This is a genomic window from Stenotrophomonas sp. YJH_SMC_57 (assembly GCF_059369755.1).
Map to the genome: position 1 here is coordinate 91,042 of NZ_JCAFSZ010000011.1, position 26,619 is coordinate 117,660.

At 67.6% G+C, this 26,619-nt stretch carries 24 protein-coding genes; 14 read left to right on the forward strand and 10 right to left on the reverse strand.

The features are described from left to right. Positions 1-370 precede the first annotated feature (370 nt). From AC5P7U_RS16025 to AC5P7U_RS16040, 4 genes are read right to left on the reverse strand one after another with little or no spacing between them, the layout of a single operon-like run. On the reverse strand, positions 371-1,021 hold the full coding sequence (locus AC5P7U_RS16025) for a response regulator (protein ID WP_008268765.1): 651 nt from the start codon (positions 1,019-1,021) through the stop codon (positions 371-373). 28 nt (positions 1,022-1,049) lie between these two features. Further along, positions 1,050-2,105, reverse strand: coding sequence for an ABC transporter substrate-binding protein (locus AC5P7U_RS16030; protein ID WP_197564436.1), 1,056 nt, complete (start codon positions 2,103-2,105; stop codon positions 1,050-1,052). After that, entirely contained in the window at positions 2,102-3,493 is a 1,392-nt protein-coding gene (locus AC5P7U_RS16035) for a sensor histidine kinase N-terminal domain-containing protein (protein ID WP_197564441.1), read from the reverse strand. Before AC5P7U_RS16035 ends, AC5P7U_RS16030 begins: the two co-directional genes overlap by 4 nt. Continuing rightward, on the reverse strand, positions 3,486-4,175 hold the full coding sequence (locus tag AC5P7U_RS16040) for a response regulator transcription factor (protein ID WP_019662067.1): 690 nt from the start codon (positions 4,173-4,175) through the stop codon (positions 3,486-3,488). The genes AC5P7U_RS16035 and AC5P7U_RS16040 overlap by 8 nt, the downstream gene beginning before the upstream one ends. A 233-nt stretch (positions 4,176-4,408) precedes the next feature. Between AC5P7U_RS16040 and AC5P7U_RS16045 the strand changes: the two genes are divergently transcribed. The 6 genes from AC5P7U_RS16045 (at position 4,409) to AC5P7U_RS16070 (ending at position 11,508) form a co-directional block, all read left to right on the forward strand. Continuing rightward, positions 4,409-5,545: an OprO/OprP family phosphate-selective porin gene (locus AC5P7U_RS16045; protein WP_008268165.1), complete on the forward strand. Its 1,137-nt coding sequence runs from the start codon at positions 4,409-4,411 to the stop codon at positions 5,543-5,545. 75 nt (positions 5,546-5,620) lie between these two features. Further along, positions 5,621-6,949 (forward strand): CitMHS family transporter, encoded by a 1,329-nt coding sequence (locus AC5P7U_RS16050; RefSeq protein WP_049456280.1) that lies wholly within the window; start codon positions 5,621-5,623, stop codon positions 6,947-6,949. Positions 6,950-6,973: 24 nt separating this feature from the next. Beyond that, positions 6,974-7,714: an acetoacetyl-CoA reductase gene (gene phbB, locus AC5P7U_RS16055; RefSeq protein WP_006468753.1), complete on the forward strand. Its 741-nt coding sequence runs from the start codon at positions 6,974-6,976 to the stop codon at positions 7,712-7,714. 207 nt (positions 7,715-7,921) lie between these two features. Then, positions 7,922-8,542, forward strand: coding sequence for a hypothetical protein (locus tag AC5P7U_RS16060; RefSeq protein WP_414555144.1), 621 nt, complete (start codon positions 7,922-7,924; stop codon positions 8,540-8,542). Continuing rightward, on the forward strand, positions 8,517-9,059 hold the full coding sequence (locus AC5P7U_RS16065) for a hypothetical protein (RefSeq protein WP_197564437.1): 543 nt from the start codon (positions 8,517-8,519) through the stop codon (positions 9,057-9,059). The genes AC5P7U_RS16060 and AC5P7U_RS16065 overlap by 26 nt, the downstream gene beginning before the upstream one ends. A 148-nt stretch (positions 9,060-9,207) precedes the next feature. Continuing rightward, a complete protein-coding gene (locus AC5P7U_RS16070) occupies positions 9,208-11,508 on the forward strand; it encodes a TonB-dependent receptor (protein WP_197564438.1) in 2,301 nt (766 codons plus the stop codon). A gap of 450 nt (positions 11,509-11,958) precedes the next feature. Here the strand turns inward: AC5P7U_RS16070 and AC5P7U_RS16075 are convergent, their stop codons facing one another. Next, positions 11,959-13,212, reverse strand: a complete 1,254-nt coding sequence (locus tag AC5P7U_RS16075) for a flavohemoglobin expression-modulating QEGLA motif protein (protein WP_197564439.1) — start codon at positions 13,210-13,212, stop codon at positions 11,959-11,961. Between the two features lie 192 nt (positions 13,213-13,404). After that, positions 13,405-14,514, reverse strand: coding sequence for a ribosome small subunit-dependent GTPase A (rsgA, locus tag AC5P7U_RS16080; protein ID WP_008265397.1), 1,110 nt, complete (start codon positions 14,512-14,514; stop codon positions 13,405-13,407). A 113-nt stretch (positions 14,515-14,627) separates the two neighbouring features. Here rsgA and AC5P7U_RS16085 point away from each other — a divergent pair, with 113 nt between their 5' ends. The 3 genes from AC5P7U_RS16085 to grxD all read left to right on the forward strand — a co-directional run bounded on the left by AC5P7U_RS16085 (position 14,628) and on the right by grxD (position 17,621). Further along, on the forward strand, positions 14,628-15,902 hold the full coding sequence (locus AC5P7U_RS16085; protein ID WP_053450757.1) for a pyridoxal phosphate-dependent aminotransferase: 1,275 nt from the start codon (positions 14,628-14,630) through the stop codon (positions 15,900-15,902). 3 nt (positions 15,903-15,905) lie between these two features. Then, positions 15,906-16,523, forward strand: a complete 618-nt coding sequence (locus AC5P7U_RS16090) for an SGNH/GDSL hydrolase family protein (protein ID WP_006468826.1) — start codon at positions 15,906-15,908, stop codon at positions 16,521-16,523. Between the two features lie 171 nt (positions 16,524-16,694). Next, positions 16,695-17,621 (forward strand): Grx4 family monothiol glutaredoxin, encoded by a 927-nt coding sequence (gene grxD / locus AC5P7U_RS16095; protein ID WP_008265709.1) that lies wholly within the window; start codon positions 16,695-16,697, stop codon positions 17,619-17,621. A 72-nt stretch (positions 17,622-17,693) separates the two neighbouring features. Here the strand turns inward: grxD and AC5P7U_RS16100 are convergent, their stop codons facing one another. After that, on the reverse strand, positions 17,694-18,233 hold the full coding sequence (locus AC5P7U_RS16100; protein ID WP_495221254.1) for a DUF924 family protein: 540 nt from the start codon (positions 18,231-18,233) through the stop codon (positions 17,694-17,696). 43 nt (positions 18,234-18,276) lie between these two features. After that, positions 18,277-19,053, reverse strand: coding sequence for an AMP nucleosidase (locus tag AC5P7U_RS16105; RefSeq protein ID WP_005414446.1), 777 nt, complete (start codon positions 19,051-19,053; stop codon positions 18,277-18,279). A gap of 159 nt (positions 19,054-19,212) precedes the next feature. On the opposite strand from AC5P7U_RS16105, the gene AC5P7U_RS16110 reads away from it, so the two are divergent. From AC5P7U_RS16110 to AC5P7U_RS16130, 5 genes are all read left to right on the forward strand, one after another. Further along, positions 19,213-20,622 carry an amidohydrolase gene (locus AC5P7U_RS16110; protein WP_312564185.1) on the forward strand — a complete coding sequence of 470 codons (1,410 nt, stop codon included), beginning with the start codon at positions 19,213-19,215 and terminating at the stop codon, positions 20,620-20,622. Then, entirely contained in the window at positions 20,622-21,905 is a 1,284-nt protein-coding gene (locus tag AC5P7U_RS16115) for an amidohydrolase family protein (RefSeq protein WP_006469099.1), read from the forward strand. Before AC5P7U_RS16110 ends, AC5P7U_RS16115 begins: the two co-directional genes overlap by 1 nt. Positions 21,906-21,925: 20 nt before the next feature. Next, positions 21,926-22,558 carry a 2-hydroxychromene-2-carboxylate isomerase gene (locus AC5P7U_RS16120; protein WP_006469101.1) on the forward strand — a complete coding sequence of 211 codons (633 nt, stop codon included), beginning with the start codon at positions 21,926-21,928 and terminating at the stop codon, positions 22,556-22,558. 95 nt (positions 22,559-22,653) lie between these two features. After that, positions 22,654-23,595, forward strand: a complete 942-nt coding sequence (locus AC5P7U_RS16125; protein ID WP_006469103.1) for a DegV family protein — start codon at positions 22,654-22,656, stop codon at positions 23,593-23,595. Positions 23,596-23,672: 77 nt separating this feature from the next. After that, positions 23,673-24,011, forward strand: a complete 339-nt coding sequence (locus tag AC5P7U_RS16130) for a hypothetical protein (protein WP_006469105.1) — start codon at positions 23,673-23,675, stop codon at positions 24,009-24,011. Between the two features lie 105 nt (positions 24,012-24,116). Here the strand turns inward: AC5P7U_RS16130 and AC5P7U_RS16135 are convergent, their stop codons facing one another. Next, positions 24,117-25,529 (reverse strand): efflux transporter outer membrane subunit, encoded by a 1,413-nt coding sequence (locus tag AC5P7U_RS16135; RefSeq protein ID WP_197563955.1) that lies wholly within the window; start codon positions 25,527-25,529, stop codon positions 24,117-24,119. Further along, a complete protein-coding gene (locus AC5P7U_RS16140; protein WP_197563954.1) occupies positions 25,526-26,608 on the reverse strand; it encodes an HlyD family secretion protein in 1,083 nt (360 codons plus the stop codon). Before AC5P7U_RS16140 ends, AC5P7U_RS16135 begins: the two co-directional genes overlap by 4 nt. Positions 26,609-26,619 lie beyond the last annotated feature (11 nt).

Consider the following 26,619-nt stretch of genomic DNA (forward strand, 5'->3'; position numbering starts at 1 on the left):
CCGACCGTCCTCTGACAGATTTCGGTGGCCTGCACCCACGGAAAAGAAAAAGAAGATCAAAAGCGGGTCGCGCGCTGCGCTTGCTCGTGTAGAGCCGAGCGTGGGCTCGGCTCTACAAAAGGCGCCTGCCAGGCTGCTTTTGATTTTGATCTTCTTTTTTCTTTTCCGTGGGTGGCAAACACCCGGAATCTGTCAGCGGCCGGGTGGGTGGGTAGTGCGGGGTGTCCGCGGCATGGATGCCGCGGCCAAGCCCCCATGGATGGGTTCACGGCGTCCCCGCACTACCCACCCACCCGGCCAGCCCTCAGTAATCCGGCTTTCCGCGACCAACCAGACTCCACCCACGAGGGGCTGCGCCGTTGGCTGGAAACTACAGCCCGGCGCCGGCGTCGCCTTCCGGTTCCAGCGCCTTCACCAGTACCGCTGCCTGCGTGCGGCTGTGGCATTCGAGTTTTTTCAGAATCGCGGTGACATGCACCTTCACCGTGTTCTCGGCCAGCCCCAGCGTGTAGGCGATCTGCTTGTTGAGCAGGCCATCGGCCAGGCACAGCAGCACGCGGAACTGCTGCGGGGTCAGCTGGGCCAGGCGGCTCGCCAGCAGCGCGTCGGCCTCCGAGCGCTCGGCGGCCATCGCCGGGAACCACAGGCCACCGTCGAGCACCGCCTGCACCGCCTCGCCGATGGTCTCGGCCGGGGCCGACTTCGGGATGAAACCGGCCGCGCCGAACTGCTGCGCGCGGCGGATCACACGCGGATGGTCGTTGGACGAGAGGATCACCACCGGGATGTCCGGATGCGAGCCGCGTACGTGCAGCAGCGCGGAGAAACCGTGCGCGCCGGGCATGGTCAGGTCGAGCAGCACCAGGTCCACATCCGGGTGCGCGTCGAGGGCTTCGGCCAAAGCCTCGGCACTGGCCACCTCGCGTACCTGTGCCAGCGGCAGACTCTGCCGCAATGACTGCACCACCGCCGAACGCAGCAGCGGGTGGTCGTCGGCGATCAGGATGGTGTATTCGCTCATGCCGCCATTGTACGGGCAGGCCGCCGCGTCAGCGCCCTGCTGGCTCCACGCTGCTGCGCCAGGCGTCGAGGAACTGGCGGCGCTTGAGTGCATCCAGGTACACCAGCAGGCCCGGGCCGAGCTGGATCGGACGCCGGCTGCGGCCCGGCGCGTCATCGCTGCGCGCATTGCCGGTCACGATCGGCATCAGCCGCGCCTCGCGCGAGAGCACCTGCTGGCCACGCGGCGACAGCAGGTAGTCGAGGAAGCGGCGCGCTTCTTCAGGATGCGGGCCGGTGCGCGGAATCACCGCGGTACGCAGCACCACCAGCGTGTAGTCCTCGGGCTCGACGATGGCCAGCGGCGCGCCTGCATCGATGCGCGCCTGAGCGTAGGAACCGAGCACGTTGTAGACCAGCGACAGCTGGCCGCTGGCCACCTTGTCCAGCAGCACGCCGGTGCGCTCCTCACGCACCACGTCGTTGTCGCCGAGAGCGCCCAGCAATGCGCCGGCAATGCTGCCACGCTGCGCATCCTGGGTGGCCAGCAGGTAACCCACGCTGCTGCGCTCGATGTCATAGGTGCCGACCTTGCCGCGCAGCGGCGCACCTTCGGCACGCAGCCGGTCCAGCAGCTGGCGGCGCGTATGCGGCACCTTCGCGGCCGGCAGCGTGCGCGTGTTGTAGACCATCACCACCGGTTCGTAGCTGATCCCGAACGCCTCGTTGCGCCACTGTGCCCACGCCGGCAGCGCCGCGGTCTGCGCAGAGCGGTGCGGCAGTGCATGGCCATCGTTGACCAGCTTGGTCTGCAGGTCCATGCCGCTGGAAATCAGCAGGTCAGGCGACGATGGCCCGGCACGGTCGTGCAGGTAACGCGCGTACAGGTCCTGGGTGATGATGTCCTCGTACACCACCTCGGTGCCGGGATGCAGGCGCTGGTAATCGGCGATGACCACCGCGAACACTTCGATGTCGGTGGTGCCGTGGATGCGCAGCTGCGCGATGGCCGTTCCCTGCGCAGGGAAGCGGCGCACGTCGCCCGGCGCGGCCAGCACCGGCAGGGCCAGCAGCAGGGCGATGGCCGTGGCGAACAGACGGATCATGAGCTGCTCCGGGGCAGGCGGATGGTGGCGACCAGCCCACCCTGCGGGCGGTTGCTGAGGTCGATGCGGCCACCGTGGCTGTCGACCACCCGCTTGACGATGGCCAGGCCAAGCCCGGCACCGCCGGACGGCGCACCTTCGCCGCGGGCGAAGCGCTCGAACACACGTTCGGCATCGGCGGGCGCGATGCCTGCGCCGTGATCGGCAATGGTCAGCACGGCCTGCCCACCCTCCACGGTCAACGCAATCTGCAATGAACCATCGCCGCCGTACTTCAGCGCGTTGTCGACCAGGTTCTTGATCGCCTCGCGCAGCAGCAGTGCATCTCCATGCACCAGCACCGGTTCAGCGGTCATCGCCAGCTGCACCCGCGGTGCCGGGCCCGCCTGCGGCAGGGCTTCATGCAGGGCCTGGTGCACGGTTTCGGCCAGGTCCACCGACGCAAAACGCTGTAGGTGCGAACGATGGATCACGCTGGCATCGCTGAGCAGCTGGTTGAGCAGGCGGCTCATATGGGTGGCATTGCGCTCGATCGCCTGCAGGCTGCGCCGCATGTCTTCCGGGTCGTCGTCGTCCAGCGCCAGCTGTGCCTGCGCACGCAGCGCCGCCAGCGGCGTGCGCATCTGGTGCGCGGCCTCGGCCATGAACGCACGCAGGGTCTCGTTGCTGCTGGACAAGCGCTCCATGAAGCGGTTCAACGCGGCCACCATCTGGTCCATCTCGCGCGGCACGCGTGCGTCCAATGGCTTCAGGTCGGAGGGCTCGCGGCGCGACAGCTCGCGCTCCACCCGCACCAGCGGCCGGAACGCCCGATGCACGCCGAACGCCACCAGCGCCAGCAGCAGCCCGGACAACACGCCAATTGCCAGCAGCGCGCGATTGACCATGTCCTGTGCGACCGCTTCGCGCGCGCGCCGGGTCTGGCCCACCTGTACCTGCACTTCGCCCTGCGCCGAGGCCGCGGCGAAGCTGCGGCCGACCACCACGAAACGCACGGTCTCGCCGCTGTAGGGAGCATCGAACAGCTGCGGCTGCGTGCCGGGCCGGCGCGGCGGCGCCGGCAGGTCGCCGTAGCCGGTGATCAGGTTGCCGCGGTTGTCGGCCACCCTGTAGAACACGCGGTCTTCCGGCGCCATCGCCAGCAGGTCCAGCGCCGCATACGGCAGATCGACCTGCCATTGGCCATCGACCAGCGCCACCGAATCGGCGATGGACAGTGCCGAAGACACCAGCAGGTGGTCGTAGGACCGGTTCGCGGCGCGCTGGCCGTAGTCGCGCGCGGCGAACAGCAGGGCCACCGCGAACACCGCCAGCAACGCGCCGAGGTACAGCAGCAATGTGCGCCGCAGCGACCCCGGTGCGGCGTTCGCCGTGCGCGCGTCAACCATCGGCGTCGGCACTGCCGTCACTGGCTTCCAGCAGATAGCCCACGCCGCGCACCGTGGTGATGCGCAGCGGGGCACCAGCCAGCTTCTTTCTCAGGCGCCCGACATACAACTCGATGGCATTGGGCCCGGCCTCGTCGTCGAAACCGAACAGCCCATTGCCGATCTCGTCCTTGCCGACCACCTGGCCAAGGCGACCGACCAGGATCTCCAGCAAGCGGTATTCGCGGTTCGGCAGCTCGATCGGCTCGCCGTCGAGGCTGACCCGGTGCGCGGCGTTGTCGAACTGGAAGCCGCCAATCTGCACCACTTCACTGGCCTGGCCCCGCGCGCGCCGCAGCAGTACCCGGCAGCGTGCTTCGAACTCGCGGAAATCGAACGGCTTGCCAAGATAGTCGTCGGCCCCCACATCCAGCGCCTGCACGCGGTCTTCGATGCCGTCGCGCGCGGTCAGCATCAGCACCGGCGTGCTGTCGCCGCGCTCGCGCATGCCGGCCAGCACGCGCAGGCCATCCAGCTTGGGCAGGCCGATATCCAGCACCACCAGATCGAAACTCTGGTAGCGCAGCACGCTGGCCGCGGCCAGCCCGTCGGCCTGCCAGTCCACGGCGTGGCCGCTACGACGCATGCGACGGATGATCGCATCGGCCAGATCCGGGTTGTCTTCGACCAGCAGCAGGCGCATGGGCACACGGGTGGGGGGGGGAAACGAATGCTACCGCATGGCGCAGGGTGCGCCTGCCGCGCCCTGCCTGGCGACCATTTACGCTGCAGCGCACAAACCGTTGACAGGACGATGACAGCTACGGCGACCCAGACTGCGGCCGCGCACCGTCCGGTGCCCACGATTGCCGCGCGCCTGGCGCGCACCTGGGAGGGTTTGTGGAATTCACGTTTGCCTGGCGGCGTCCTGCCGCCATGATGGCTCTGGCTGCCCTGTCGGCGCCGGCCTTCGCCGAAGACGACCGTCCGGTCACCGCCACCCTCGGTGGCCGCCTGCACCTGGACTTCGCCACCTTCGACAACGACAACCGCGGTACGCCGAACAAGGACGACACCGAGATCCGCCGCGCCTGGGTCGATGTGTCCGGCAAGTTCTTCGTGGTCGACTACAAGCTGGAAGCCGACTTCTCCGGCGACCGTGTCGAGGCCAAGGACGTGTACCTGGCACGCAGCTTCGGCAAGGCCGGCAAGCTGACCGTGGGCCAGTTCAAGCAGTACTTCTCGCTGGATGACCGCACCAGCTCCAACTACGGCAGCTTCCTGGAGCGCGGCAACGCCGGCACCACGCTGGCACCGCTGTACCGGCTGGGCGCGTCGTGGCAGGCCAATCCGGGTGATTTCACCTGGGCCGCCAGCGTCTACAGCCTGGAAAGCATCGATGCCTGGCAGGTCAAGGGCCGCGCCGCCGGCGGCCGCGTCACCTGGGCGCCCTCGCCCCGCGACGGTGACGTGCTGCACCTGGGCCTGTCGCTGGCCCGCGAGGCCTATGACAACCCGGGTGCGAACGGCGTTCCGGGCCTGAAGATCCGCCCGCGCCCGGCTGGCCATCTGTCCGACGAGAGCCGCCTGACCCTGGTCGACTTCTCCGCCGGCCGCGATACCGACGTCAACAAGTGGTCGCTGGAGTACGCGCAGGTGCGCGGCCCGCTGTCGTGGCAGGGCGAGTTCAGCGGTGCCACCTTCGATGACGGCGCCCAGCGCGGCGATGTGATGGCCGCCTACGGCATGCTCAGCTGGTTCGTCACCGGCGAAAGCCGCGCCTACGACCGCAAGACCGGCCGTTTCGCGCGGGTCAAGGACATCCGCCACAAGGCCGGTGCCTTCGAAGTGGCGCTGCGCTACGACCAGATGTGGGGCGCGCAGCATCTCGATGGTGCACCCGACCTGCGCCGTGGCAGCACCGAAGCGTGGACGCTGGGCGGCAACTGGTACCTGCGCGACAACCTGCGCTTCATGCTCAACGTGATCGAAAGCCGCAACCGCGACCGCCTGGCCGGGGTCACGGTGGACCGCACGCGCGCGGTCACCGGCCGCCTGCAGTACGACTTCTAAGCCCGGCATCCCGGGCACGCCGCCCGGGCCGCTTCCACTCCCCCACGTCCTGTTTTCGCAAGGAGTCCGCAGATGATGCTGAGCATCCTCGGCTTTGGCATGGTCATTACGTTCATGTACTTGATCATGAGCAAACGCCTGTCGCCGCTGGTCGCCCTGATCACCATCCCGATCATCTTCGCCCTGCTGGGCGGCTTCGGCGCCAACATCGACGAAATGATGCTGGAGGGCATCAAGAAGATCGCGCCGACCGGCGTGATGCTGATGTTCGCCATCCTCTACTTCGGCGTGATGATCGATGCCGGCCTGTTCGATCCGCTGGTGCGGGTGATCCTGCGCTTCGTCAAGGGCGATCCGATGAAGATCGTGCTCGGCACCGCGGTGCTGGCGATGCTGATCTCGCTCGACGGTGATGGCTCGACCACCTACATGATCACCGTCTCGGCGATGCTGCCGCTGTACCAGCGCCTCGGCATGAACGCGCTGAACATGACCTGCGTGACCATCCTCGCCGGCGGCGTGATGAACCTGACCCCGTGGGGCGGCCCGACCGCACGCGCGGCCACCGCGCTGCACGTGGACCCGGCCGATGTGTTCGTGCCGCTGATCCCGTCGATGGTGATCGCCTGTGCCGGCGTGCTGCTGCTGGCCTGGTACCTGGGCCTGAAGGAACGCCGTCGTCTCGGCGTGGTGACCCTGCCCAAGGGCGGCAGCTGGATGGACAACAGCGTGTCCGACGACAGCAACCCGCTGCCGACCGTCGAAGACGCCGAAGACATCAAGCGCCCGAAGCTGCTGTGGGTGAACCTGGCGCTGACCGTGGCGCTGATGACCGCACTGATCATCGGCGTGCTGCCGATGCCGGTGCTGTTCATGGTCGGCTTCGCCATCGCCCTGGTGATCAACTACCCGAACCTGGCCGAGCAGCGCCGCCGCGTGGTCAACCACGCCGGCAACGTGCTGTCGGTGGTGTCGCTGATCTTCGCCGCCGGCATCTTCACCGGCATCCTCAACAACACTGGCATGGTCGAAGCGATGTCGCACAGCTTCCTGGCGGTGATTCCGGAGTCGTGGGGGCCGTACCTGGCGGTGATCACCGCAGTGGCGTCGATGCCGTTCACCTTCTTCATGTCCAACGACGCGTTCTACTTCGGCGTGCTGCCGATCCTGTCCGAGGCCGCCGGCAACTACGGCATCACTCCGGTGGAAATGGCACGCGCGTCGCTGGCCGGCCAGCCGGTGCACCTGCTCAGCCCGCTGGTGCCGTCCACCTACCTGCTGGTGGGCCTGGCCAAGGTCGAGTTCGCCGACCACCAGAAGTTCACCCTGAAGTGGGCCATTGCCATCTCGATGCTGCTGATGGTCGGCAGCCTGCTGTTCGGCCTGTACCCGCTCGCCGCCTGACCCCTTACCAAGGAGCCTTCTGCAATGACGCTTCGAATCGCTTACGTCACCAGCGGCATGGGCAGTGTCGGCACTGCCATCTGCCAGAGCCTGGCCCGCAGCGGCCACACCGTGGTCGCCGGCTGCGCGCCGAATTCGCCGCGCAAGGCCAACTGGCTGCGCGAACAGCGCGAACAGGGTTTCGACTTCATCGCGTCCGAAGGCAACGCCACCGACTGGACCTCGACCAGCGCGGCGTTCGCCAAGGTGCGCGCCGACGTCGGTGAAGTGGACGTGCTGGTCAACAACTCCGGCGGCAGCCGCGACCTGCTGTTCCGGCAGATGACGGTGGAAGACTGGAACGCGGTGATCGCTTCCAACCTCAATTCACTGTTCAACCTGACCAAGCAGGTGGTCGACGGCATGGCCACGCGTGGCTGGGGCCGCATCATCAACATCGGCTCGGTGAGTGCGCACAAGGGCCAGATCGGGCAGGTGAACTACGCAACGGCCAAGGCCGCGATGCATGGTTTCAGCCGTGCACTGGCCGCCGAAGTCGCCTCGCGCGGCGTCACGGTCAATACGCTGTCGCCGGGCTACATCGCCAGCCAGGCGATCAGCAGCTTCCCACCGGATGTACTGGACCGGCTGGCCGCGTCGGTGCCGGTGCGTCGCCTTGGCCGCCCCGAGGAAGTGGCGGGCCTGGTGGCCTGGCTGGCGTCGGACGAGGCTTCGTACGTGACCGGCGCGGACTACCCGGTCAATGGCGGCCTGTACATGGGTTGAGCCCGCTTCCACGCACCGCGTGGACTGCCTCCCCCACGGAGTGCGCGGGGCCGGTGAACCTTCGCGTGCGAGGGGGATCCGGCCCCATTTTGTTTCTGCAATTCTGGGACGCACTGCCCGATACATCGGCAGAACCGATGCTATACCTGCCAACGCTCACTGAGCCTGATGGACCAACGGCTGGAATCGCGGATCAAGGAGGTTGGCATGCGTGCATTGCTGATTGCGCTTCTTGTGGTCGCCACTACGCTGCTGACGACACAGGCCCGGGCGGAGCCCCCGCCGATGCGGGTGATCACGGGTCTGGGCTGCCCCGACTGGCTGATACCAGGTGCCCCCACTCTCGATGCACAGATCACCGGGCATCCGGAGTGGACCTTTTCCTGGGCGCCCGCGTCCTATACCAATCGCGATCCCATCCGGATCTACATCCAGTCCTTCGACTGCGATTCCTCCGACATTGCCGGCTATTATTTCCGGATCGCAGCCATTGCCCATGAAGTCGGGCACGCACTGTACTTCGACGGCATCGCCTTGAGTACCCAAAGTGCGTTCATCCAGCACTTCTGCACCATGGAGGGGAAAGCGGTACTCAACAACCTCACCGCGCGCAGCGAGCTTCTGGTAACCAGCCTGGGGTACTACGACATCGGTGTGGCGGCGTCCAACGGCGCCAGCCTCATCGCGCGGGCCGATGCTGGCGGTGAAGAACTGGACCGGCAGGTGGGAAAGCTGTTCTGCGACAACAACGTAACTTCAACCACCGGCGAGAACTACAACGACTTCTACGGCAGGATCTACGATGAAGCGATCGCAGCCCGTCCCTGAACTTCTTCTGCTCCTGAGCCTGTTGATTGCCGGTTCTGCGACAGCAGCCACGCCCGCCGCCAGTGCAGAGGAGGCGGACGCAACATGGCGGCTCGTGGAGCGCTGGTCCTCGCAGCTGGCGCGCTCTGACCTTGTCGTGCAGCTATCACCACTGGCTCCGGCCAACTCGCGTTCGGAAGCAAGAATGGGCGGAGGCGACAGCGCAACCATCGATCTGGCGCCATTCGTGGTCGCCGGAAGGATCAAAGGGCCTTCTGGCCAGATCCATACCGATGCCTCCGGGCGAATCATCAAAGGCGTGACGCTCTCGCTGGGCGGCGCCTGCATCTCGCGAAAGCAGATGGGTCGCCGCTTCCCCAACTTCAGTGTTCTATCCGTTCCATCAGGACATAGCCTGGACGAGTCGACGGTGTTCGGCACCGTGATGAGCGGAATCCAGATCGGATTCTCATTCTCCGAACATGACCGTGACTGCATGACCCAGCTCAGGTTCAGCTGGCCCGGCGAGCGCTTCTGATCCTGCCTTGTCGTAGGTAGTGCTGGACACGCATCACGCGCGTGCACCGTTCGTTGGTTTTTCGTAAAGAAGGTTTCATGTTCCGTTCGCATAGTGGCCATGCACCGCGCATGCATGCCGGTGACCACCCCCAATGCAACGGACCACCATGCAGACCCGACACCTGACGATCGCCGTGGCGATCGCGCTTTCCGCCGCCAGCGCCCATGCCACCACCGTGGCCGATACCGGCGCCAATGCCAGCACCGATGCCGCGCTGAGCGCGCAGACGCTGGATACCGTCTCCGTGATTGGCCAGGGCGAGACCCGCCAGGTGCAGCGCATCACCCCAGTCGACAAGCAGGTGCTGCCGCCGGGTACCAGCGGCCAGAAGATCCTCGACCGCCTGCCCGGCGTGTCGGTGCAGTCCAACGATGCCTTCGGTGCCAACGAAGAATCGCAGACGATCAGCCTGCGCGGTTTCGACAAGAGTCGCCTCGGCTACACACTGGACGGCATCCCGCTGGGCGACAACAGCTACGGCAACTACAACGGCCTGAGCATCGCCCGCGCGATCATCGCCGAGAACCTGGCCGGCGCCGAACTGTCGCAGGGCATCGGTTCGCTGGGCGTAGCCTCGACCAGCAATCTCGGTGGCACCATCCAGTATTTCTCGATGGACCCGTCCACCGAATTCGGCGGCCGCGCCAGCGTCACCGTCGGTGACAACAACCAGCGTCGCGGTTACCTGCGTGTGGACACCGGCGACATCAACGGCTTCTCGGCCTACGTGTCCGGCGTGCACCAGGACCAGGACATGTGGGCCGCGCCGCACCAGAACCAGACCACGCGCCAGTTCAACGCCAAGGCGGTGTGGAATGTCGGCGACCACCGCTTCGGTGCGTTCGTGGCGACCTCGCGTGCCAGCCAGGCCAACTACGCCTACCTGTCCAAGGACATGCTGGCCCGCGGCCTGGGCTATGACTGGAACATCTATGCGCCGGACTGGGACCGCGCCGTGGCGGCCGCGTACTGCGCGCCCGGTACCTTCAATGCTTCGAAGTGCAAATTCAGCGGCAATGTCCGCAGCATCGACGACGCCTACTACCAGAGCCGCGCACTGCGTGACGACAACCTGTACTCGGTGGATGCCGACCTGCGCCTGGGCGAGCAGGGCCGCCTGAAGCTGCTGGCCTACCACCATGACAACCGTGGCCAGGGCCACTGGTGGGCGCCGGGCCAGCCGTCCTACCCGGGTACCGACAAGATGCTGCCGATCTCGATCCGCAGCACCAACTACACCATCAACCGCGATGGCCTGACCGCCGCGCTGTCGTGGACGGTGGGCATCCACGAGCTGGAAGCCGGCCTGTGGTTCGAGCAGAACGACCATAACGTCTCGCGCAACTTCTACTACATCAGCGGCCCGTTCCTGGACGATCTGTACCTGAAGAACCCGGACCGCCTGCTGTTCAACCAGGACTTCGACATCCGCACGCGCCAGTTCTACGTGCAGGACCGCATGCGCTTCCTGGACCAGCGCCTGACCGTGGACGTCGGCATCAAGAGCCCGAACACCCGCATGCGCGCCACCGCCAACCCGGGCGTGGAGACCAGCATCGCCTCGGGCACGCTGACCGCCAAGGAATCGGTGCTGCCGCAGGTCGGCCTGGGCTTCAAGCTCAACGCCAACAATGAGCTGTTCGCTTCGTACGCCGAGAACATCGCCGCCTTCGTCGGCGGTGGCAGCGGCGGCCCGCTGCAGGTCTCGCCGGAATCGTTCGCGGCCAGCGCCGGGCTGGAGCCGGAAAAATCCAAGAGCCTGGAAGCCGGCTTCCGTACCTTCGGCGAGAAGTACCAGGCGTCCATCGCCGCCTACAACGTGAAGTTCGACAACCGACTGCTGTCGCTGAACCCGTGCTCGAGCATCGAGGTGGGCACGCGTCCGGAGTGCGTGACGCGCTTCATCAACGTCGGTTCGGTGAAGAGCCATGGCGCGGAGCTGACCTTCATCCTCAAGCCGATCGACGGCCTGCAGTGGTACAACGCGCTGTCCTGGAACAAGACCACCTACGAGGATGACTACACCTCGGGCGGTGCGATCGTGCCGGTGGCCGGCAAGATCACCGTGGACACGCCGCAGCGCATGGCCTCCAGTGAAATCAGCTGGAACCGTGATGGTTTCTTCGCCAGCCTGCGCGCGAAGTACACCGGCAAGCGCTACTACACCTACACCAACGACCAGTCGGTGCCGGGCGTGACCACCTTCGACGCTGGCGCGGGCTACGATTTTGGCCCGGGCCTGGGCCTGCGCAACGTGCGGGTGTCGTTGAACGCGACCAACCTGACCAACAAGCGCTATGCCGGCCAGCTGAGCTCGTTTGCACCGACCGATCCGAACGGCACTCGCTATGCGATCCATGCGAGCGCGCCGCGGCAGGTATTCATGACGGTGGCGGCGGAGTTTTAAATCGAAAGCGTGCGCTGCGGCGCGTTGATTGTTCCTGCATGGCGTGGGTAGGCAGGCCCATGCAGGACACGCCGTAAACCCATCCCTGGGGGCTCGATCGGCGCATCCATGCGCCTCACGGTCCTGCATGGGCCTGCCTACCCACGCTGGACAGTTCCCCGCGCCGGCGCGGAGGCAATTGAAAGCAAGAGCAAAAGCAAAAGCAAAAGCAAAGAGCCGGGCACTGCCCGGCTCTTTGCTTTTCAAGCTTTTCAAACGCAATTCCTCTGGTGGATTGCTGGCCGTCTCGCAGGAAATTGTCTCGAGCGGGGGGCTTGCGCTGGCCAGGACCGTCCACGGCATGGATGCCGTGGCCGAGCCTACAGGGACGTACTTGCGGCGTGTCCTGGCCAGCGCAAGCCCCCCGCTCTCTCCGATATCAATCAAGACGCCACAGGCCGCCAACGCATTTCATTCCGGCGCCAGCTGGTCCATCCGTATCCGGTTGGCGAACAACGAGAACGCCAGCATGCCGGCCAGCCCGTTCGCCCGGCTCACCCAGTGCGGCAGCCAGCGCGGTGGCTTCAGCACCCCACTTTCGAACAGCGGCGCAAACGCAATCGCATCGGTCAGGCTCATCTTGCCAGCGAACAACCAGCGGCAGACCTGCAGCCGGTCTTCGGCCAGCATATGGCGGAAGAAGGTGTGCACCGACACCAGGCCACGCAGGTACACCGTGTCCTTGGTGAAGGCCAGGCCACCGCTGGGCGGTACGCCGCGGAACACGCGTTGCGCCGAGGCGAAACTTTCTTCGGTGTTCTGCCCGGCATCGCAGAAATAGCGGAACACCTCGATGAAATCGGCGCCTTCGCGCGCCATCGCAATCGCTTCGGTACGCAGGCTGATGCGTTTCAGGCGCTCGATGTCGATGCTGCCGGTGATCTGTTCGGCGAACGTCGCCAACCCTTCCTGGGTCGCGGTCACCCGCGGCGACGACAGCGCCAGGCTCGGCAGCACCGGCTGTTCGCGGCCGTTCAATGCGGTCAGCGAATGCACCAGTGCTTCATGGTGGAACAGCTGCGCGCGGTCGTAGGCGCTGAAACGCGCACTGGTGCGCAGGCGGATGCGGGTCGGGCCGGCGGCGGCCTTGGAGACCAGCTCCGGATCCAGCTGCACCTGGATGATGCGCGATTCGAAGAAGGCATCGAGGTCGTTCTGCAGCTGCAGTTGCAGGGCAATGGCCGAGACCGGCACCTGCTCTTCCGGCGCCAGCAGTTCGTGGTCCAGTTCGGCGGCAATCTGGATGAAGTGCCGCGCCGCTTCGCGCGTGCTCGGGCCATTGCCCGGCAGCGGCTGCTCGGGCGCGCCGAACAGCTGCACCGAACAGGTATCGACGGCGGCGGTGCCCAACCCTTCCAGCAGCTGCGCGGCCAGGTCCCAGCTCTGCGCCGACTGCCGCACGTAGTGGCCCAGTGGATGGCTGTCGTCGCAGTCAGCCGCGATGCTGGCCAGCGCGCGGCGCTCCTCGCCGAAATCCAGGCGCGGGTAGTCCACCTTCGGCAGCACCGGCTGGCCGCGTGCCACGCTGTCCAGGAACGGTGCCTGTACCGTTGCCGGCCAGCTGGTCAGCCCCAGCAGGCGGATGCCCCCCACGGCCTCGACCAGGCGCGCATCGAGCGCTGCATGGTGGGCCACGTCACGGTCCAGCGTCGCGGTCGGTTCCATGCGCGGACTATAGCGCTCTGCCCTTGCTTTGGTAGCTGCCAACGTTGGTGGGCATGCGCCGACGGCGGGCTGCGGACACATCCGTGCCAACCAAGGTTGGCACCTACCAAGGGCTGGCAAAGGCTGGCTTCGGAGCCCTTCGTGCCAACCAAGGTTGGCACCCACCAGGAACAGGTTTCCGACACCGCCGGCTCAACGCCGGCGTGGCTTGCCAGCCGGCCGGAACTGCTGGCCCTTGCCCTTCCTGCCGCCGCGCTCCTGCGCGGTCTCGGCCTGGCGCACCGCCAGCTTGGCCGCTGCGGCAGCCACCTCTTCCTTCAACTTGAAGTAGTTCAGCAGCCGGCTCTCTTCGATCTCGCCTGCGTCGATGGCAGCACGCACGGCGCAGCCCGGCTCCTGCTGATGCTTGCAGTCGTTGAAACGGCACTGTGCGGCCAGTGCTTCGATATCGGCGAAGCCGCCCTCGGACAGCGTTTCTTCGCCGGTCGGCTTCAACTCGCGCATGCCGGGGGTGTCGATCAGGCAGGCGCCGGTCGGCAGCGGCATCAGCGCGCGATGGGTGGTGGTGTGGCGGCCACGCGAGTCGTTGGCGCGCACGGCATTGGTTTTCATCCGCTGCTCGCCGAGCAGGGTGTTGGTCAACGTGGACTTGCCGGCACCGGAAGAACCGACCAGCACCACCGTGCGGCCCGGGCCCAGCCAGGGCTGCAGCACCGCCACGCTGTCGGCATCCAGGCCGTTGATCGCATGCAGTGCGATGCCCTGCATTTCCAGTTCTTCCAGCACCGCCAGTGCATCTTCGCTGTATTCGGTCTGGTCGGCCTTGGTCAGCACCACCACCGGTTCGGCACCACCGCCGCCGACCAGCAGCAGGTAGCGCTCGATGCGGCGCGGATTGAAGTCGGCATCCAGGCCGCAGACGATGAACACCGTATCGATGTTGGCCGCAATCACCTGCTGGTGGTAATGCTCACCGGCCGCACCGCGCTTGATCGCGGTCCGGCGCGGCAGCAGGGCGACGATGCGGATGCCATCAAGCAGCACCCAGTCGCCCACCGCCGGCCGCTCATGGCTGGGGAAGCGCGGGCGCTGCCATTCCGGCAGCGACTCGGCCTTGATCGATGCATCCGGGCCGTCGGCCACCACGTAATGGGTGCGGTGCTGTTCGATCACCCGCGCCGGGCGGGCCTGCGGATGGGCAGCCATCGCGGCCTGCCAGTCGGCCTGCTGCGCCGGGCCTGGCCAGGGCCAGCCGATGGTCTGCAGGGCGGTGAAATCGGGGGTCTGGGTCATCGCCGCCATTCTAACCGGCCCGATGCCCTGCCAGCCCAGCAACGGCAGGCCCGCGCCCTTGCCATGCATTGCAGCAATTCCGGTAGGATGGAAACCCCATGCCTTTTGACGGCCCAGCCCCCATGTCCACCCCCTCGCCCAAGCCCCTGGCCATCCGCGAGCGCCTTTCCGAAGTGCGCTACGAAATCCGCGGAGAACTGGCGCGGCGAGCCCGGGAGCTGGAGGCGCAGGGCCGCAAGCTGATCAAGCTCAACATCGGCAACCCCGGTGCCTTCGGCTTCCGTGCGCCCGAGCACCTGCAGCGCGCGATCGCCGACGACATGGGCCGCACCGACCCGTACACCCACCAGCAGGGACTGCCGGTCGCACGTGAAGCCATCGCTGGCTATTACGCCCGCCGTGGCGCGCCCGATGCGCACCCGGACCGTGTCTTCCTCGGCAACGGCGTCAGCGAACTGATCGACCTCTCGCTGCGCGCCCTGCTCAACCCGGGCGACGAAGTGCTGGTGCCCTCGCCCGACTACCCTCTGTGGTCGGCCTCGACCATCCTCAACGATGGCCGCCCGGTGTACTACCGCTGCGCGCCGGAGAACGGCTTCCAGCCGGACCCGAGCGAGATCGAGACGCTGGTCTCTTCGCGCACCCGCGCCATCGTGCTGATCAACCCGAACAATCCCAGTGGCGCCAGCTATCCGCGCGAACTGCTGGAACGCGTGGTGGAGATCGCACGCCGCCACAACCTGTTGCTGCTGGTCGATGAGATCTACGACCAGATCCTCTACGACGACGCGGTGTTCCAGCCGGTCGCTCCGCTGGCCGGCGATCATCCGTGCCTGACCTTCAGCGGCCTGAGCAAGGTGCACCGCGCCTGCGGCTGGCGCGTGGGCTGGGCCCACCTCAGCGGCGACGATGCCCGGCTCGGCGACTTCCGTGCAGCGCTGGACCTGCTGGGCGCGCTGCGCCTGTGCGCCAACGTGCCCGGCCAGTACGCCATCGAGGCCGCCGTGAACGGCCCGGACACCATTTCCGAACTGTGCACGCCCGGTGGCCGCCTGTATGAGACCCGGCGCGCGGTGATCGAGGCCTGCGAAGCCAGCGAGCACCTGTCGCTGGTCGCGCCGGCCGGTGCACTGTATGCGTTCCCGGCCGTGGTCGGCGCCGCCGCCAAGGGCTTCGACGACCACAACTTCGCACTGGACCTGATGAACAACGAAGGCGTGCTGGTGGTGCCCGGTTCCAGCTTCAACGTGCCCTACCGCCACCACTTCCGCGTGACCCTGATGCCGGAAGCCTCGGTGATGCGCGATGTGTTCGCCCGCATCGACCGCGTGCTGGCCCGACGTGCCGAGGACGCGACCAAGGTCGTGCCGCTGAAGCCGCGCCGTTCGGTGGCCTGAGCGGTGGCGCTGTCCTATCTGGCGCTGGGCGATTCGTACACCATCGGCGAAGCGGTTGCGGTTGAAGGCCGTTGGCCGCACCAGCTGGCCGCCGCGCTGCGTGCGCAGGGCGTGGACCTGGCCGATCCGCAGACCATCGCCACCACCGGCTGGACCACCGATGAACTGGACGCCGGTATCGACCTGGCTTCGCCACAGGGCCCGTTCGACTTCGTCAGCCTGCTGATCGGTGTCAACAACCAGTACCGCGGGCGCCCGCTGGACGAGTACCGCGCCCAGTTCGAAGCCCTGCTGCAGCGCGCGATCGGCTTTGCCGCCGGTCGCCCCGAGCGGGTGCTGGTGCTGTCCTTCCCGGATTGGGGCGCGACCCCGTTCGGCGCCGGCAGTGGCCGTGACCTGGCCGCGATCGAGATCGAGACCGACGAGTTCAACGCGGCCGCCGAGGTGATCAGCACCCAGCACAACGTGGCCTTCGTCGATATCACCGACATCAGCCGCGCCCAGGGCGAGGACCCGGCGATGATCGCCGAGGATGGCCTGCATCCCTCGGCGCGGATGTACGCGCTGTGGAGCGAACGGGCGCTGCCGGTGGCCGCGCACCTGCTCGGCGGCGCCGGCTGACATCCCCCAGCGGGGCGGCCCGGGCCAGGATCAGGGCCGGCTGCGACACCCGGGCCTGGCAGGCCCGACCGCGCCATGGCGGGATGCGACGCAATGTTCCTGCCCTGCTCATCCCGCGCGATGCCGCCGGGGGTAGAATTGATCATTCGAATTCCCGGAACCCCGACGTCCATGTCCCTCGATCCCGCCCTGCGTTCGCGCATCGAATCCATCCTCAACGACAACCGCGTCGTGCTGTTCATGAAGGGCCAGCCGTCGATGCCGCAGTGCGGTTTCTCGGCCAAGGCCGTGGGCGCCCTGCAGGACCTCGGCGTCGAGTTCGCCCACGTCAACGTGCTGGCCGACCAGGAAATCCGTGAAGGCATCAAGGCCTATGGCGACTGGCCGACCATCCCGCAGCTGTACATCGACGGCGAACTGGTCGGCGGCAGCGACATCGTGCTGCAGATGGCCGCCAGCGGCGAGCTGAGCAGCGTGCTGGGCCTGGCCGCGCCGGACCGCACCCCGCCGAGCATCACCGTGACCCCGGCCGCCGTGGAAATGCTGAAGGGCGCGCTGGCCGACGCCCCGGGCGCCGCGCTGCAGCTGACCATCGACGCCGGCTTCCAGCCGAACTTCCAGCTGGCCCCGCACGACGAAGGCGCGATCGCCGCCGAGTCCAACGGCCTGCGCGTGCAGTTCGACCTGGCCAGCGCCCGTCGCGCCAACGGCATCACCATCGACTGGGTGGACGACATCCGCGGCAAGGGCCTGGCCATCGACAACCCGAACGCGCCCAAGCCGGTGCAGGAAATCAGCGTTCGCGATGCCGACGACCTGGTGCGCGCCGGCAACATCACCCTGGTGGACGTGCGCCCGGCCGACGAACGCGCCATCGCCGCCGTCGGCGTGCCGTTCAAGAGCTTCGACGGCAACGGCCGCGCCACGCTGGAAGCCCTGCCGAAGGACACCGCGCTGGCCTTCATGTGCCACCACGGTGGCCGCAGCGCGCAGGCCGCCGAGCAGTTCCGTGCGCTGGGCTTCACCAAGGTGTTCAACGTCACCGGCGGCATCAACGCCTGGTCCGAAGAGGTGGACAACGGCGTGCCGAAGTACTGATCGGCAGCGGTTGAAACCTACGAAAAACGCCGGCGAACGCCGGCGTTTTTTGCATCCACGCATGGCGTGGATCTACCCCGCAAACCCGCCTTCGGCCAGGTAGTCCAGCTCTTCCGGCGCCGGAATGCGGCCCAGTGCCGCGTTGCGATGCGGGAAGCGGCCGAAACGGCGGATGATGTCGCGGTGCAGTTCGGCGTACTGCAGGTATTCCTTGTCACCCAGCACGTCGAACATGGCCACCGAACGGTCCTGGTCCAGCGGATCCTCGGAGTGCTCGAACGGCAGGTAGATGAAGGCGCGCAGCTTCGGCACCAGCTGCAGGTCCAGGCCTTCCTCGATCGCACGCATGGCGTAGTGCCGGGCCAGGCCATCGGTAGCGTAGGAATGGGCGGTACCGCGGAAGCAGTTGCGCGGGAACTGGTCCAGCAGCAGCATCAGCGCCAGCGCGCCCTCGGCGCTGCCCAGCCAATGCTCGCGCGCGCGCGACGCCGCGGCGAAATGCTCATCCAGGAACAACCGGCGGAACTGCGCGTCGAACGCATCGTCGCGGGCGAACCACTTTTCCGGGCCCGCCTCCTTCCAGAATTCCACCACTTGCGCGGCAACATCCATCACCTACTCCCCAGGGCCGGCGCGCCGCGCCAGGCCATCATCATCATTCGTCGAAGCGCAGGTGGCGGACCGACTTGCCGTTGCGCCGGATAAGCTTAAGCGCCTCGATGCCGATCTGGATATGGTTTTCCACGAACTGGGAGCTGACCTTGGCATCGGAGGCCTCGGTCTTGACCCCGTCGGGGATCATCGGCTGGTCGGACACCAGCAGCAGCGCGCCGCTGGGGATGTGGTTGGCGAAGCCGGCGGCGAACACCGTGGCCGTTTCCATGTCGATGGCCATGCAACGCATCGCCCGCAGCCGCTCCTTGAAGGCCTCGTCGTGTTCCCAGACCCGGCGGTTGGTGGTGTAGACGGTGCCGGTCCAGTAGTCGTGGCCGAGGTCGCGGATCATGGTCGACACTGCACGCTGCAGCGCGAACGCGGGCAGCGCCGGCACTTCCGGCGGCAGGTAGTCGCCCGAGGTGCCCTCGCCGCGGATCGCGGCGATCGGCAGCACCAGGTCGCCCAGCTGGTTCTTGCGCTTGAGCCCGCCGCACTTGCCCAGGAACAGCACCGCCTTGGGCATCACCGCCGACAGCAGGTCCATGATGATCGCAGCATTGGGGCTGCCCATGCCGAAGTTGATCATGGTGATGCCGTCGATGGTGGCACTGGCCATCGGCCGGTCCAGGCCGATGACCGGCGCGCCGGTCAGCTCGGAAAAGGTATGCAGGTAGCCGCCGAAGTTGGTCAGCAGGATGTGCTGGCCGAACTGGTCCAGGGGCACGCCGGTATAGCGCGGCAGCCAGTTGTCGACGATTTCCTGCTTGCTCTTCATGGGCGGGGGTCCGGCACGGCGGGGGACCGGCTATTTTCGGCCAGACCGGCGGTGCCGTCGAGCCGCCAGCGGCCGGCCTGTGAAGAAGGTCACTTGGCAAGCCCACCACGCCCCGGCTAGCGTCGGCGGTTGGACCAAGCCGCAAGCAAGGGGAACTGCATGGCATCGACGCTGTTGCGCGCCGGGGTGGCACTGGCGCTGCTTTCATTGAGTACGGCACCGGCGGTGGGCGCCTCGCGCTTCCTCGCCGACCCCTACCCCAGCACCTACCAGGCGCATCCCGATGCGCCGGTGCTGATCCAGAACGCCACCGTGCTGACCGGCACCGGCCAGCGCCTGGACAACGCCGACGTGCTGCTGCGCGAGGGCCGCATCGTGGCGGTCGGCCAGCAGCTGCAGGCCGACGCCGGCGTCACCCGCATCGATGCCCAGGGCAAGTGGGTCACGCCGGGACTGATCGACGTGCACTCGCACCTGGGCGTGTATCCCAGCCCGGGCGTCGGTGCGCACAGCGACGGCAACGAGATGACCGCGCCGGTCACCGCCAACGTCTGGGCCGAGCATTCGGTGTGGCCGCAGGACCCGGGCTTCGCCACGGCGCTGGCCGGCGGCGTGACCAGCATGCAGGTACTGCCTGGTTCGGCCAACCTGGTCGGTGGCCGCGGCGTGACCCTGAAGAACGTACCGGCGGTGACCTACCAGGCGATGAAGTTCCCCGGCGCGCCGTGGGGCCTGAAAATGGCCTGCGGCGAGAACCCCAAGCGGGTCTATGGCGAAGGCAAGGGCGTGGCCCCGGCCACGCGCATGGGCAACGTGGCCGGCTATCGTGCGGCCTTCATCGATGCCGCCGACTACATCGCCAAGAACACGCCCAAGCCGGCCAAGCGCAAGGGCTGGTTCGGCAGCGACAAGGGCGACAGCGCCGGGGATGCCGGCGGCAAGCGCGACCTCAAGCTGGACACGCTGGCCGGCGCCATCCAGGGCGACATCCGCGTGCACATCCACTGCTACCGCGCCGACGAGATGGCCACCATGCTCGACCTGGCCAAGGAATTCGGCTTCAAGGTGGCCGCGTTCCACCACGGCGTGGAGGCCTACAAGCTGGCTGACCGGCTGGCCGCCGATGGCGTCTGCGGTGCGCTGTGGGCCGACTGGTGGGGCTTCAAGATGGAGGCCTTCGACGGTATCCCGGAGAACATCGCGCTGGTCGACCGGCCGAAGAACAGCTGTGCCATCGTCCATTCCGATTCACCCGAAGGCATCCAGCGCCTCAACCAGGAGGCGGCCAAGGTGATGGCCTCGGCGCGACGCGCACGCATGCCGGAGATCACACCCGAGCACGCCATCACCTGGATGACCGCCAACGCCGCCAAGGCGCTGGGCATCGAGGGCCAGACCGGCACCCTGGAGGCCGGCAAGATGGCCGATGTGGTGGTGTGGAACGGCAATCCCTTCAGTTCCTACGCGCTGGCCGAGCAGGTCTTCATCGACGGCCGCCGCCTGTACGACCGCAGTGCGCCGGCGGCGACGCCGCGTTCCGATTTCAAGCTTGGCCAGGAGGTGCGCTGATGAGGGTGCTCAAGCAGTGGCTGCACTCTGCCGCGAAGGGCAGCCGGGCATGGCTCGGCTCTACCGCCATGGTGCTGGCGTGCATCTCCGCATCCGCACAGGCGCAGGACCTGCTGGTGCGCAACGCCACGGTGCACACCGCCAGCACACGCGGCAGCCTGCAGAACGCCGACGTGCTGGTGCAGGGCGGCATCATCCGTGCGGTGGGCAACGGCCTGTCCGCGCCCGCTGGCGCAACCGTGGTCGAGGCCAGTGGCCGCCCGTTGACCCCTGCGCTGTTCGGCGGCATCACCGAGACCGGCATCGAAGAGGTGCTGGTCGAGAGGAGCACCGTCGACAGCGCACTGAAGATCGGCGAGCAGCCGTTGCGGCCCGAGTTCGACGTGACCCTGGCCTACAACCCGGCCTCGGTGCTGATTCCGGTGACCCGGTTGGAAGGGATCGGCTTCACCGCATTGGGGGCAACCCCCGGCGGTGGCTTCGTGGCTGGCCAGGGCGGCGTGATGCGGCTCGATGGCAGCATCGATCCGATCGGCCCGCGTGCCCTGTTCCTGCGCATCGGCGCAGCCGCTTCCGAGCTGACCGGCCAGTCGCGCGCCGCGCAGTGGATGCTGCTGCAGCAGATGATCGACGAGGCGCGTGGCCAGGTGGCCGCAGACTCGCCGCATGCGCTGCTGACCCCGGCAGGCCGCCGCACGTTGAGCCGCTACCTGGCCGGCCAGGGCCGGATCGTGGTGGAAGTGGACCGTGCCGCCGACATCCGACAGCTGCTGCGCTGGGCCGCCCGCGAGAAGGTGAAGATCGCCATCGCCGGGGCCAGCGAAGCGTGGCAGGTGGCACCGGAACTGGCCGCTGCCCACGTGCCGGTGTTCGTTGATGTGCTGGCCAACCTGCCGGCCAGCTTCGACCAGATCGGTGCCACGCTGGAGAATGCGGCGCGCCTGCAGCGCGCGGGCGTGGCGGTCTCCTTCGTGCAGCGCGGCGACGCCACCCACAACGCCCGCAAGATCCGCCAGCTGGCCGGCAATGCGGTCGCCCATGGCCTGCCGTGGGCCGACGGCCTGGCCGGCCTGACCCGGGTACCGGCGCAGGCGTTCGGCGTGGCCGACCAGATCGGCAGCATCGAGCCCGGCAAGCGCGCCGACCTGGTGCTGTGGGAAGGCGACCCGCTGGACGTGGCGCACTATGCCGAACAGGTCTGGCTGGGCGGCCGCGCGATGCCGATGCGCTCGCGCCAGACCGAGCTGCGCGACCGCTACCTGCAGCGCAACGCGCAGCCCTGACCGTACACGAGGAGATTCCAATGGCCACGCTGCGCTGGTACTTCGACTTCGTCTCGCCGTATTCCTACCTGCACTGGCAGAAGCTGAAGCAGCTGCCGCAGTTCGCGCAGATCCAGCCGGTGCCGATTGCCTTCGGTGCGGTGCTGCACCACCTGGGCAACCTCGGGCCGGCCGAGATTCCCGCCAAGCGTCGTTTCATCTACCGCCAGCTGTTGTGGACCGCGCAGGCCGAGGGTACGCCCCTGCGATTCCCGCCGGGCCATCCGTTCAACCCGTTGTCGGCGCTGCGCCTGTGCCTGGCCGCCGGTACCAGCACGCAGGCGGTGGACGTACTGTTCGACTGGATCTGGCGCGACGGCAATGCCGCCGACAGTGCCGATGCCCTGCGCGAGCCGGCGGCGCGGCTGGGCATCGAGGATGCTGACCGTGCCATCGCCGAGCCAGCGGTCAAGGAGCAGCTGCGGCGCAACACGGAAGCCGCGATCGCCGCGGGTGTGTTCGGTGTACCCACCCTGGCCATCGACGACGAGCTGTTCTGGGGCAACGACGCGCACCCGCTGATGGCCGCCGTGCTGGCCGACCCAGGCCTGCTGCTGCAGCCCGAATGGCAACGCCTGGCCAGCCTGCCGGTAGCGGTGCAGCGCAACCGCTGAACAGGGCGTGGCGCGTTTCCCTCGCGCGCCACGCCCGGTTTTGAGATAGATTTCACGTTTCCGAACCTACAACCGCCCTGGAGGGGGAGCCGCGGATGCGCATCGGAATCGTCGTCGACTCGGCCTGCGACCTGCCGCAGGACTTCATTGCCGCGCACAACATCGTGCTGCTGCCGATCACCGTACGGATCGGCGAGGCCGTGCTGGCCGATCATCGCGATGAGCAGGCCACGCTGAGCTTCCTGCACGCGCACGTGGCCGAGCATGGTGCGGAGGCGGAAACCATCCCCTTCAGCGTCAACCAGATCCGTGACCTGTTCCTGCAGCAACTGGTGATCGATTACGACCACGTGTTCTGCATGACCATCACCAAGACCCGCAGCCCGATCCACGACAACGCGCTGCAGGCCAGCTTCGCCATCCTCAACGACTACAAGCCGGTGCGGCAGGCCGCGGGCTACAACTCGCCGTTCGCACTGCGCGTGCTCGACACCCAGAACCTGTTCGCCGCGCAGGCGGTGACCGCGGTGGAGGCGGTGCGCCTGCGCGACAGCAACGCCAGCGTGCAGCAGATCCGCGAGCGGCTGGAGGAACTGGCCGGCAACGTGCACGGCTACATGGTCACCCGCGACCTGTACTACATGCGCGCGCGTGCGCGGCACAAGGGCGACCGCAGCGTCGGCCTGCTCAGCGCCGCGCTGGGCAGCGCGCTGGACATCAAGCCGGTGCTGCACGGCTACCGCGGCGAGACCGGGCCGGTGGCCAAGATCAAGGGCTTCGACAACGCGGTGCAGAAGCTGTTCGCGGTGGTTGGCCAGCGCGTGCGTGCCGGCCTGATGACGCCAACGGTGTGTGTCAGCTACGGCGGTGAGCTGGACGAGCTGCGCACCCTGCCCGGCTATGCACCGCTGAAAGAGGTCTGCGCCACCCATGGCGTGACCGTGTACGAATCGGTGATGAGCCTGACCGGCATGGTCAACGTCGGCAAGGGCGCGGTCACCGTGGGCTTCGCCGATGGGCCGCATCGGTTCGAATGAGCACTGGCCACGGCCGGACTCTGCACATCGATTCCACCGCACGTGTGCCAGCCTTGCCGCACTTCAAGGAGAACACCATGCCTGCGCAGTACCACATCAGCCTGCCCGACCCGTCCAAGGCCCGCGGCAACGACCCTGACCTGTCCTTCCATTCGCAGGGCGCCGCCGGTTTCGCCGAAGAGCTGCAGGACGCCCTGCGCAGCGGCACGCTGTTCGAGCGCTGGAAGGCCAAGCAGCCCGACCCGGATGCGGTGGAACCGCAGTGGGGCGTCACCGACCCGGACGCCACCGTGACCGGTGAGCAGAAGGACCTGCGCATCAACCTGGTCGCCACCACCCGCATCGACAGTGACGTGTTCAAGCAGCGCCTGCGCCTGCTGGCCGGCCACCACTGGGAACTGCGCGACGTGCGTTGAGGCCTGGCTCGGGTAGATGCCAACCTTGGTTGGCGCTTCCGGGAAAGTCGCCAACCAAGGTTGGCAACTACCGGGTCACACGGTAGTGCCGGCCAGCGGCCGGCACTACCAGCCACCACCCAGCGCGCGGTACAGCTCCACCCGTGCAATCGCCGCGGTGGCCTGGCTGTTGGCCAGCGCAGCCTGGTTGTCCAGCGCGATGCGCTGGGTGGTCAGCACGTCCAGCATGTCGACCACGCCGGCCTGATACTGCCGTCGCGCCGCACCCAGTGCGGTCTCGCTTTCGTCCACCGCCACATGCAGCTGCACGCTGCGCTGCTGCTCGGCCGCGTAGCCATCGATCGCATCGTCCACTTCATGCCAGGCCTGCAGCACGGTGCGCTGGAACTGCAGCGATGACTGCTGCTGCTGCAGCTTGCTCAACGCGAGGTTGGCCTTCAACCGGCCGCCCTGGAAGATCGGCAGGCTGATCGACGGCCCGATGCTGAAGCGGTGCGCGTTCCAGCCGTCCAGGTCATCCAGCTGCCTGGCCTGGAAACCGGCATCGCCATTCAAGGTGATGCGCGGCAGGAAGCTGGCCTTGGCCACGCCGATGCCCGCCGTCGCCGCATGCAATGCCGCTTCGGCACGGCGGATGTCCGGGCGACGTTCGGCCAGTTCGCTGGGCACGCCCACCGCCACCGTCGGCAACGCCGGCCAGTCACGGCGCGCGTCCTGCAGCTGTGCGTCCAGCGCCTGTGGCGGTTGTGCCAGCAGGAATGCCAGCGCATTGCGCAGCTGCGATTCGCGATGCTGCAGCGGTGCGATGCGCGCCTGCAGCGAAGCGACCTGCGCCGCCGCACTGGAAACCTGCAAGGTGCTGGCCACACCCTGGCGCTGGCGCGCTTCGGTCAGGCGCTTGATATCGTGGGCGATGCTCAGATTGTCCTCGGTGATCGCCCGCAACTGCCGCGTCGCGCGCAGCTGCAGGTAGTCACGCGCGGTTTCCGCCAGCAGCGCGATGCGCACCGCGTGTGCATCCTCCTCGGCCATCTGCACGCGTGCATCGGCCGCTTCCACCTGGCGGCGCACGCGGCCCCACAGGTCCAGCTCCCAGCTCAGGCCGATGCCGGCCTGGAACAGCCCGTAGTCCTCGCGCCCGCCGTTGCCGGACGGATCGTTCAAGCCCACTTCGCTGTTGCGTGCACGCAGGCCGCTGGCGGTTGCGCTGACGCTGGGCAGACGGTCGGCGGCGCTGATGCCACGCGCGGCGCGGCTCTGCTGCACGCGGTTGGCCGCCAACTGCAGGTCCAGGTTGGCCGCCAGCACCTGGCTGGCCAGCTGGCCCAGCAGCGGATCGTCGAAGCCGGCCCACCAGGCCGCGTCCTGGTCGATGGCGTTGCCGGCGACGGCCTCACCCTGCCAGTGGCTGGGCAGCTCTGCCCGCGGGCGTACGAAGTCCGGTCCCATCGTGCAGGCAGCCAGGGCCGTGCACAGGGTCGCCGCCACAAAGGGTTGAAACACGCTGCGAGCGCTCATGCGCCCTCCCCGCCCGTGCGGTCCTGCACGCGTTGCGCGCTTTGCACACGCACGCGGCTGTCCAGGTCAACGCGGGCTTCCACCGACATGCCGGCACGCAGCTGCTCCAGCAGCGGCTGGCCCGGCTCCAGCACGATCTTCACCGGAATGCGCTGCACCACCTTGGTGAAGTTGCCGGTGGCGTTTTCCGGCGCGATGGCGGCAAAGGTAACGCCAGTCGCCGGTGCGATGCTGTCGATGTGGCCACGCAGCGACTTGCCCGGGAACACGTCCACCTTCAGCTCAACCTGCTGGCCGGCCTGCATGCGGGTCATCTGCGTTTCCTGGAAATTGGCGACCACGAACGCGCGCTTCAACGGCACCACGGCGGCCACCGGCGTTCCCGGGGTCAGGTAGGCGCCGACGCGTACCGCACGGCGACCGACCATGCCGTCGAACGGCGCACGCAGCACGGTGTGCGACAGATCCAGTTCGGCACGCGCCTGCGCGGCTTCGGCGCGTTGTACCGCGGCCTGCGCGGCCTGCACGCCAGCGGTCAGGATGTCGGTGCGCTGGCGTGCGGTCGACAGCGCGGCCTGGCCCTGCTGCAGGTGCGCACTGGCCACCGCCTGCTTCGACTGCGCCTGCTGCGCGTTCTGCACGGTGCCGGCGCCGTCGCGGGCCAGTTCGCGGTAGCGCTGCTGGTCGGCGCTGGCCAGGCTCAGTTCGGAGCGGCTGACATCGACACTGGCCCTGGCCTGTTCGATCAGCGAGCCCTGCTGGGCCAGTGCGGCCTGTGCGTTGGCCAGCTGTGCACGGGCGTTGGCCAGGTCGGCACGCGCTGCCTGCAGGGCCACCTGGTAGTCGCGGTCGTCGATGCGGGCCAGCACGTCGCCGGCCTTCACGGGTTGGTTGTCGTCCACCTCGACGCTGCTGACGAAGCCGGCCACCTTCGGTGCGACCACGGTGAAATCCGCATTGACGTAGGCGTTGTCGGTGCGCTGGTAGCGCCCGTCGCGCAGCAGCAGCCAGCTGCCGATGGCCAGGGCCAGCACGCCCAGCACAAGGCCGGTGTTGAGGGTTGTCTTGTTGAGGCTCATGGGGGAGTCCT

Excerpts from the sequence above, each read along its gene's own strand:
- phbB (WP_006468753.1), top strand. The coding sequence starts at position 6,974 with ATGACGCTTCGAATCGCTTACGTCACCAGCGGCATGGGCAGTGTCGGC.
- AC5P7U_RS16100 (WP_495221254.1), bottom strand. The coding sequence starts at position 18,233 with ATGGATGTTGCCGCGCAAGTGGTGGAATTCTGGAAGGAGGCGGGCCCG.
- AC5P7U_RS16070 (WP_197564438.1), top strand. The coding sequence starts at position 9,208 with ATGCAGACCCGACACCTGACGATCGCCGTGGCGATCGCGCTTTCCGCC.
- AC5P7U_RS16135 (WP_197563955.1), bottom strand. The coding sequence starts at position 25,529 with ATGAGCGCTCGCAGCGTGTTTCAACCCTTTGTGGCGGCGACCCTGTGC.
- AC5P7U_RS16125 (WP_006469103.1), top strand. The coding sequence starts at position 22,654 with ATGCGCATCGGAATCGTCGTCGACTCGGCCTGCGACCTGCCGCAGGAC.
- AC5P7U_RS16115 (WP_006469099.1), top strand. The coding sequence starts at position 20,622 with ATGAGGGTGCTCAAGCAGTGGCTGCACTCTGCCGCGAAGGGCAGCCGG.
- AC5P7U_RS16040 (WP_019662067.1), bottom strand. The coding sequence starts at position 4,175 with ATGCGCCTGCTGCTGGTCGAAGACAACCCGGATCTGGCCGATGCGATC.
- AC5P7U_RS16035 (WP_197564441.1), bottom strand. The coding sequence starts at position 3,493 with ATGGTTGACGCGCGCACGGCGAACGCCGCACCGGGGTCGCTGCGGCGC.
- AC5P7U_RS16025 (WP_008268765.1), bottom strand. The coding sequence starts at position 1,021 with ATGAGCGAATACACCATCCTGATCGCCGACGACCACCCGCTGCTGCGT.
- rsgA (WP_008265397.1), bottom strand. The coding sequence starts at position 14,514 with ATGGCGGCGATGACCCAGACCCCCGATTTCACCGCCCTGCAGACCATC.
- AC5P7U_RS16105 (WP_005414446.1), bottom strand. The coding sequence starts at position 19,053 with ATGAAGAGCAAGCAGGAAATCGTCGACAACTGGCTGCCGCGCTATACC.
- AC5P7U_RS16140 (WP_197563954.1), bottom strand. The coding sequence starts at position 26,608 with ATGAGCCTCAACAAGACAACCCTCAACACCGGCCTTGTGCTGGGCGTG.
- AC5P7U_RS16045 (WP_008268165.1), top strand. The coding sequence starts at position 4,409 with ATGATGGCTCTGGCTGCCCTGTCGGCGCCGGCCTTCGCCGAAGACGAC.
- AC5P7U_RS16130 (WP_006469105.1), top strand. The coding sequence starts at position 23,673 with ATGCCTGCGCAGTACCACATCAGCCTGCCCGACCCGTCCAAGGCCCGC.
- AC5P7U_RS16075 (WP_197564439.1), bottom strand. The coding sequence starts at position 13,212 with ATGGAACCGACCGCGACGCTGGACCGTGACGTGGCCCACCATGCAGCG.
- grxD (WP_008265709.1), top strand. The coding sequence starts at position 16,695 with ATGTCCCTCGATCCCGCCCTGCGTTCGCGCATCGAATCCATCCTCAAC.
- AC5P7U_RS16065 (WP_197564437.1), top strand. The coding sequence starts at position 8,517 with ATGAAGCGATCGCAGCCCGTCCCTGAACTTCTTCTGCTCCTGAGCCTG.
- AC5P7U_RS16085 (WP_053450757.1), top strand. The coding sequence starts at position 14,628 with ATGTCCACCCCCTCGCCCAAGCCCCTGGCCATCCGCGAGCGCCTTTCC.
- AC5P7U_RS16120 (WP_006469101.1), top strand. The coding sequence starts at position 21,926 with ATGGCCACGCTGCGCTGGTACTTCGACTTCGTCTCGCCGTATTCCTAC.
- AC5P7U_RS16030 (WP_197564436.1), bottom strand. The coding sequence starts at position 2,105 with ATGATCCGTCTGTTCGCCACGGCCATCGCCCTGCTGCTGGCCCTGCCG.
- AC5P7U_RS16050 (WP_049456280.1), top strand. The coding sequence starts at position 5,621 with ATGCTGAGCATCCTCGGCTTTGGCATGGTCATTACGTTCATGTACTTG.
- AC5P7U_RS16110 (WP_312564185.1), top strand. The coding sequence starts at position 19,213 with ATGGCATCGACGCTGTTGCGCGCCGGGGTGGCACTGGCGCTGCTTTCA.
- AC5P7U_RS16060 (WP_414555144.1), top strand. The coding sequence starts at position 7,922 with ATGCGTGCATTGCTGATTGCGCTTCTTGTGGTCGCCACTACGCTGCTG.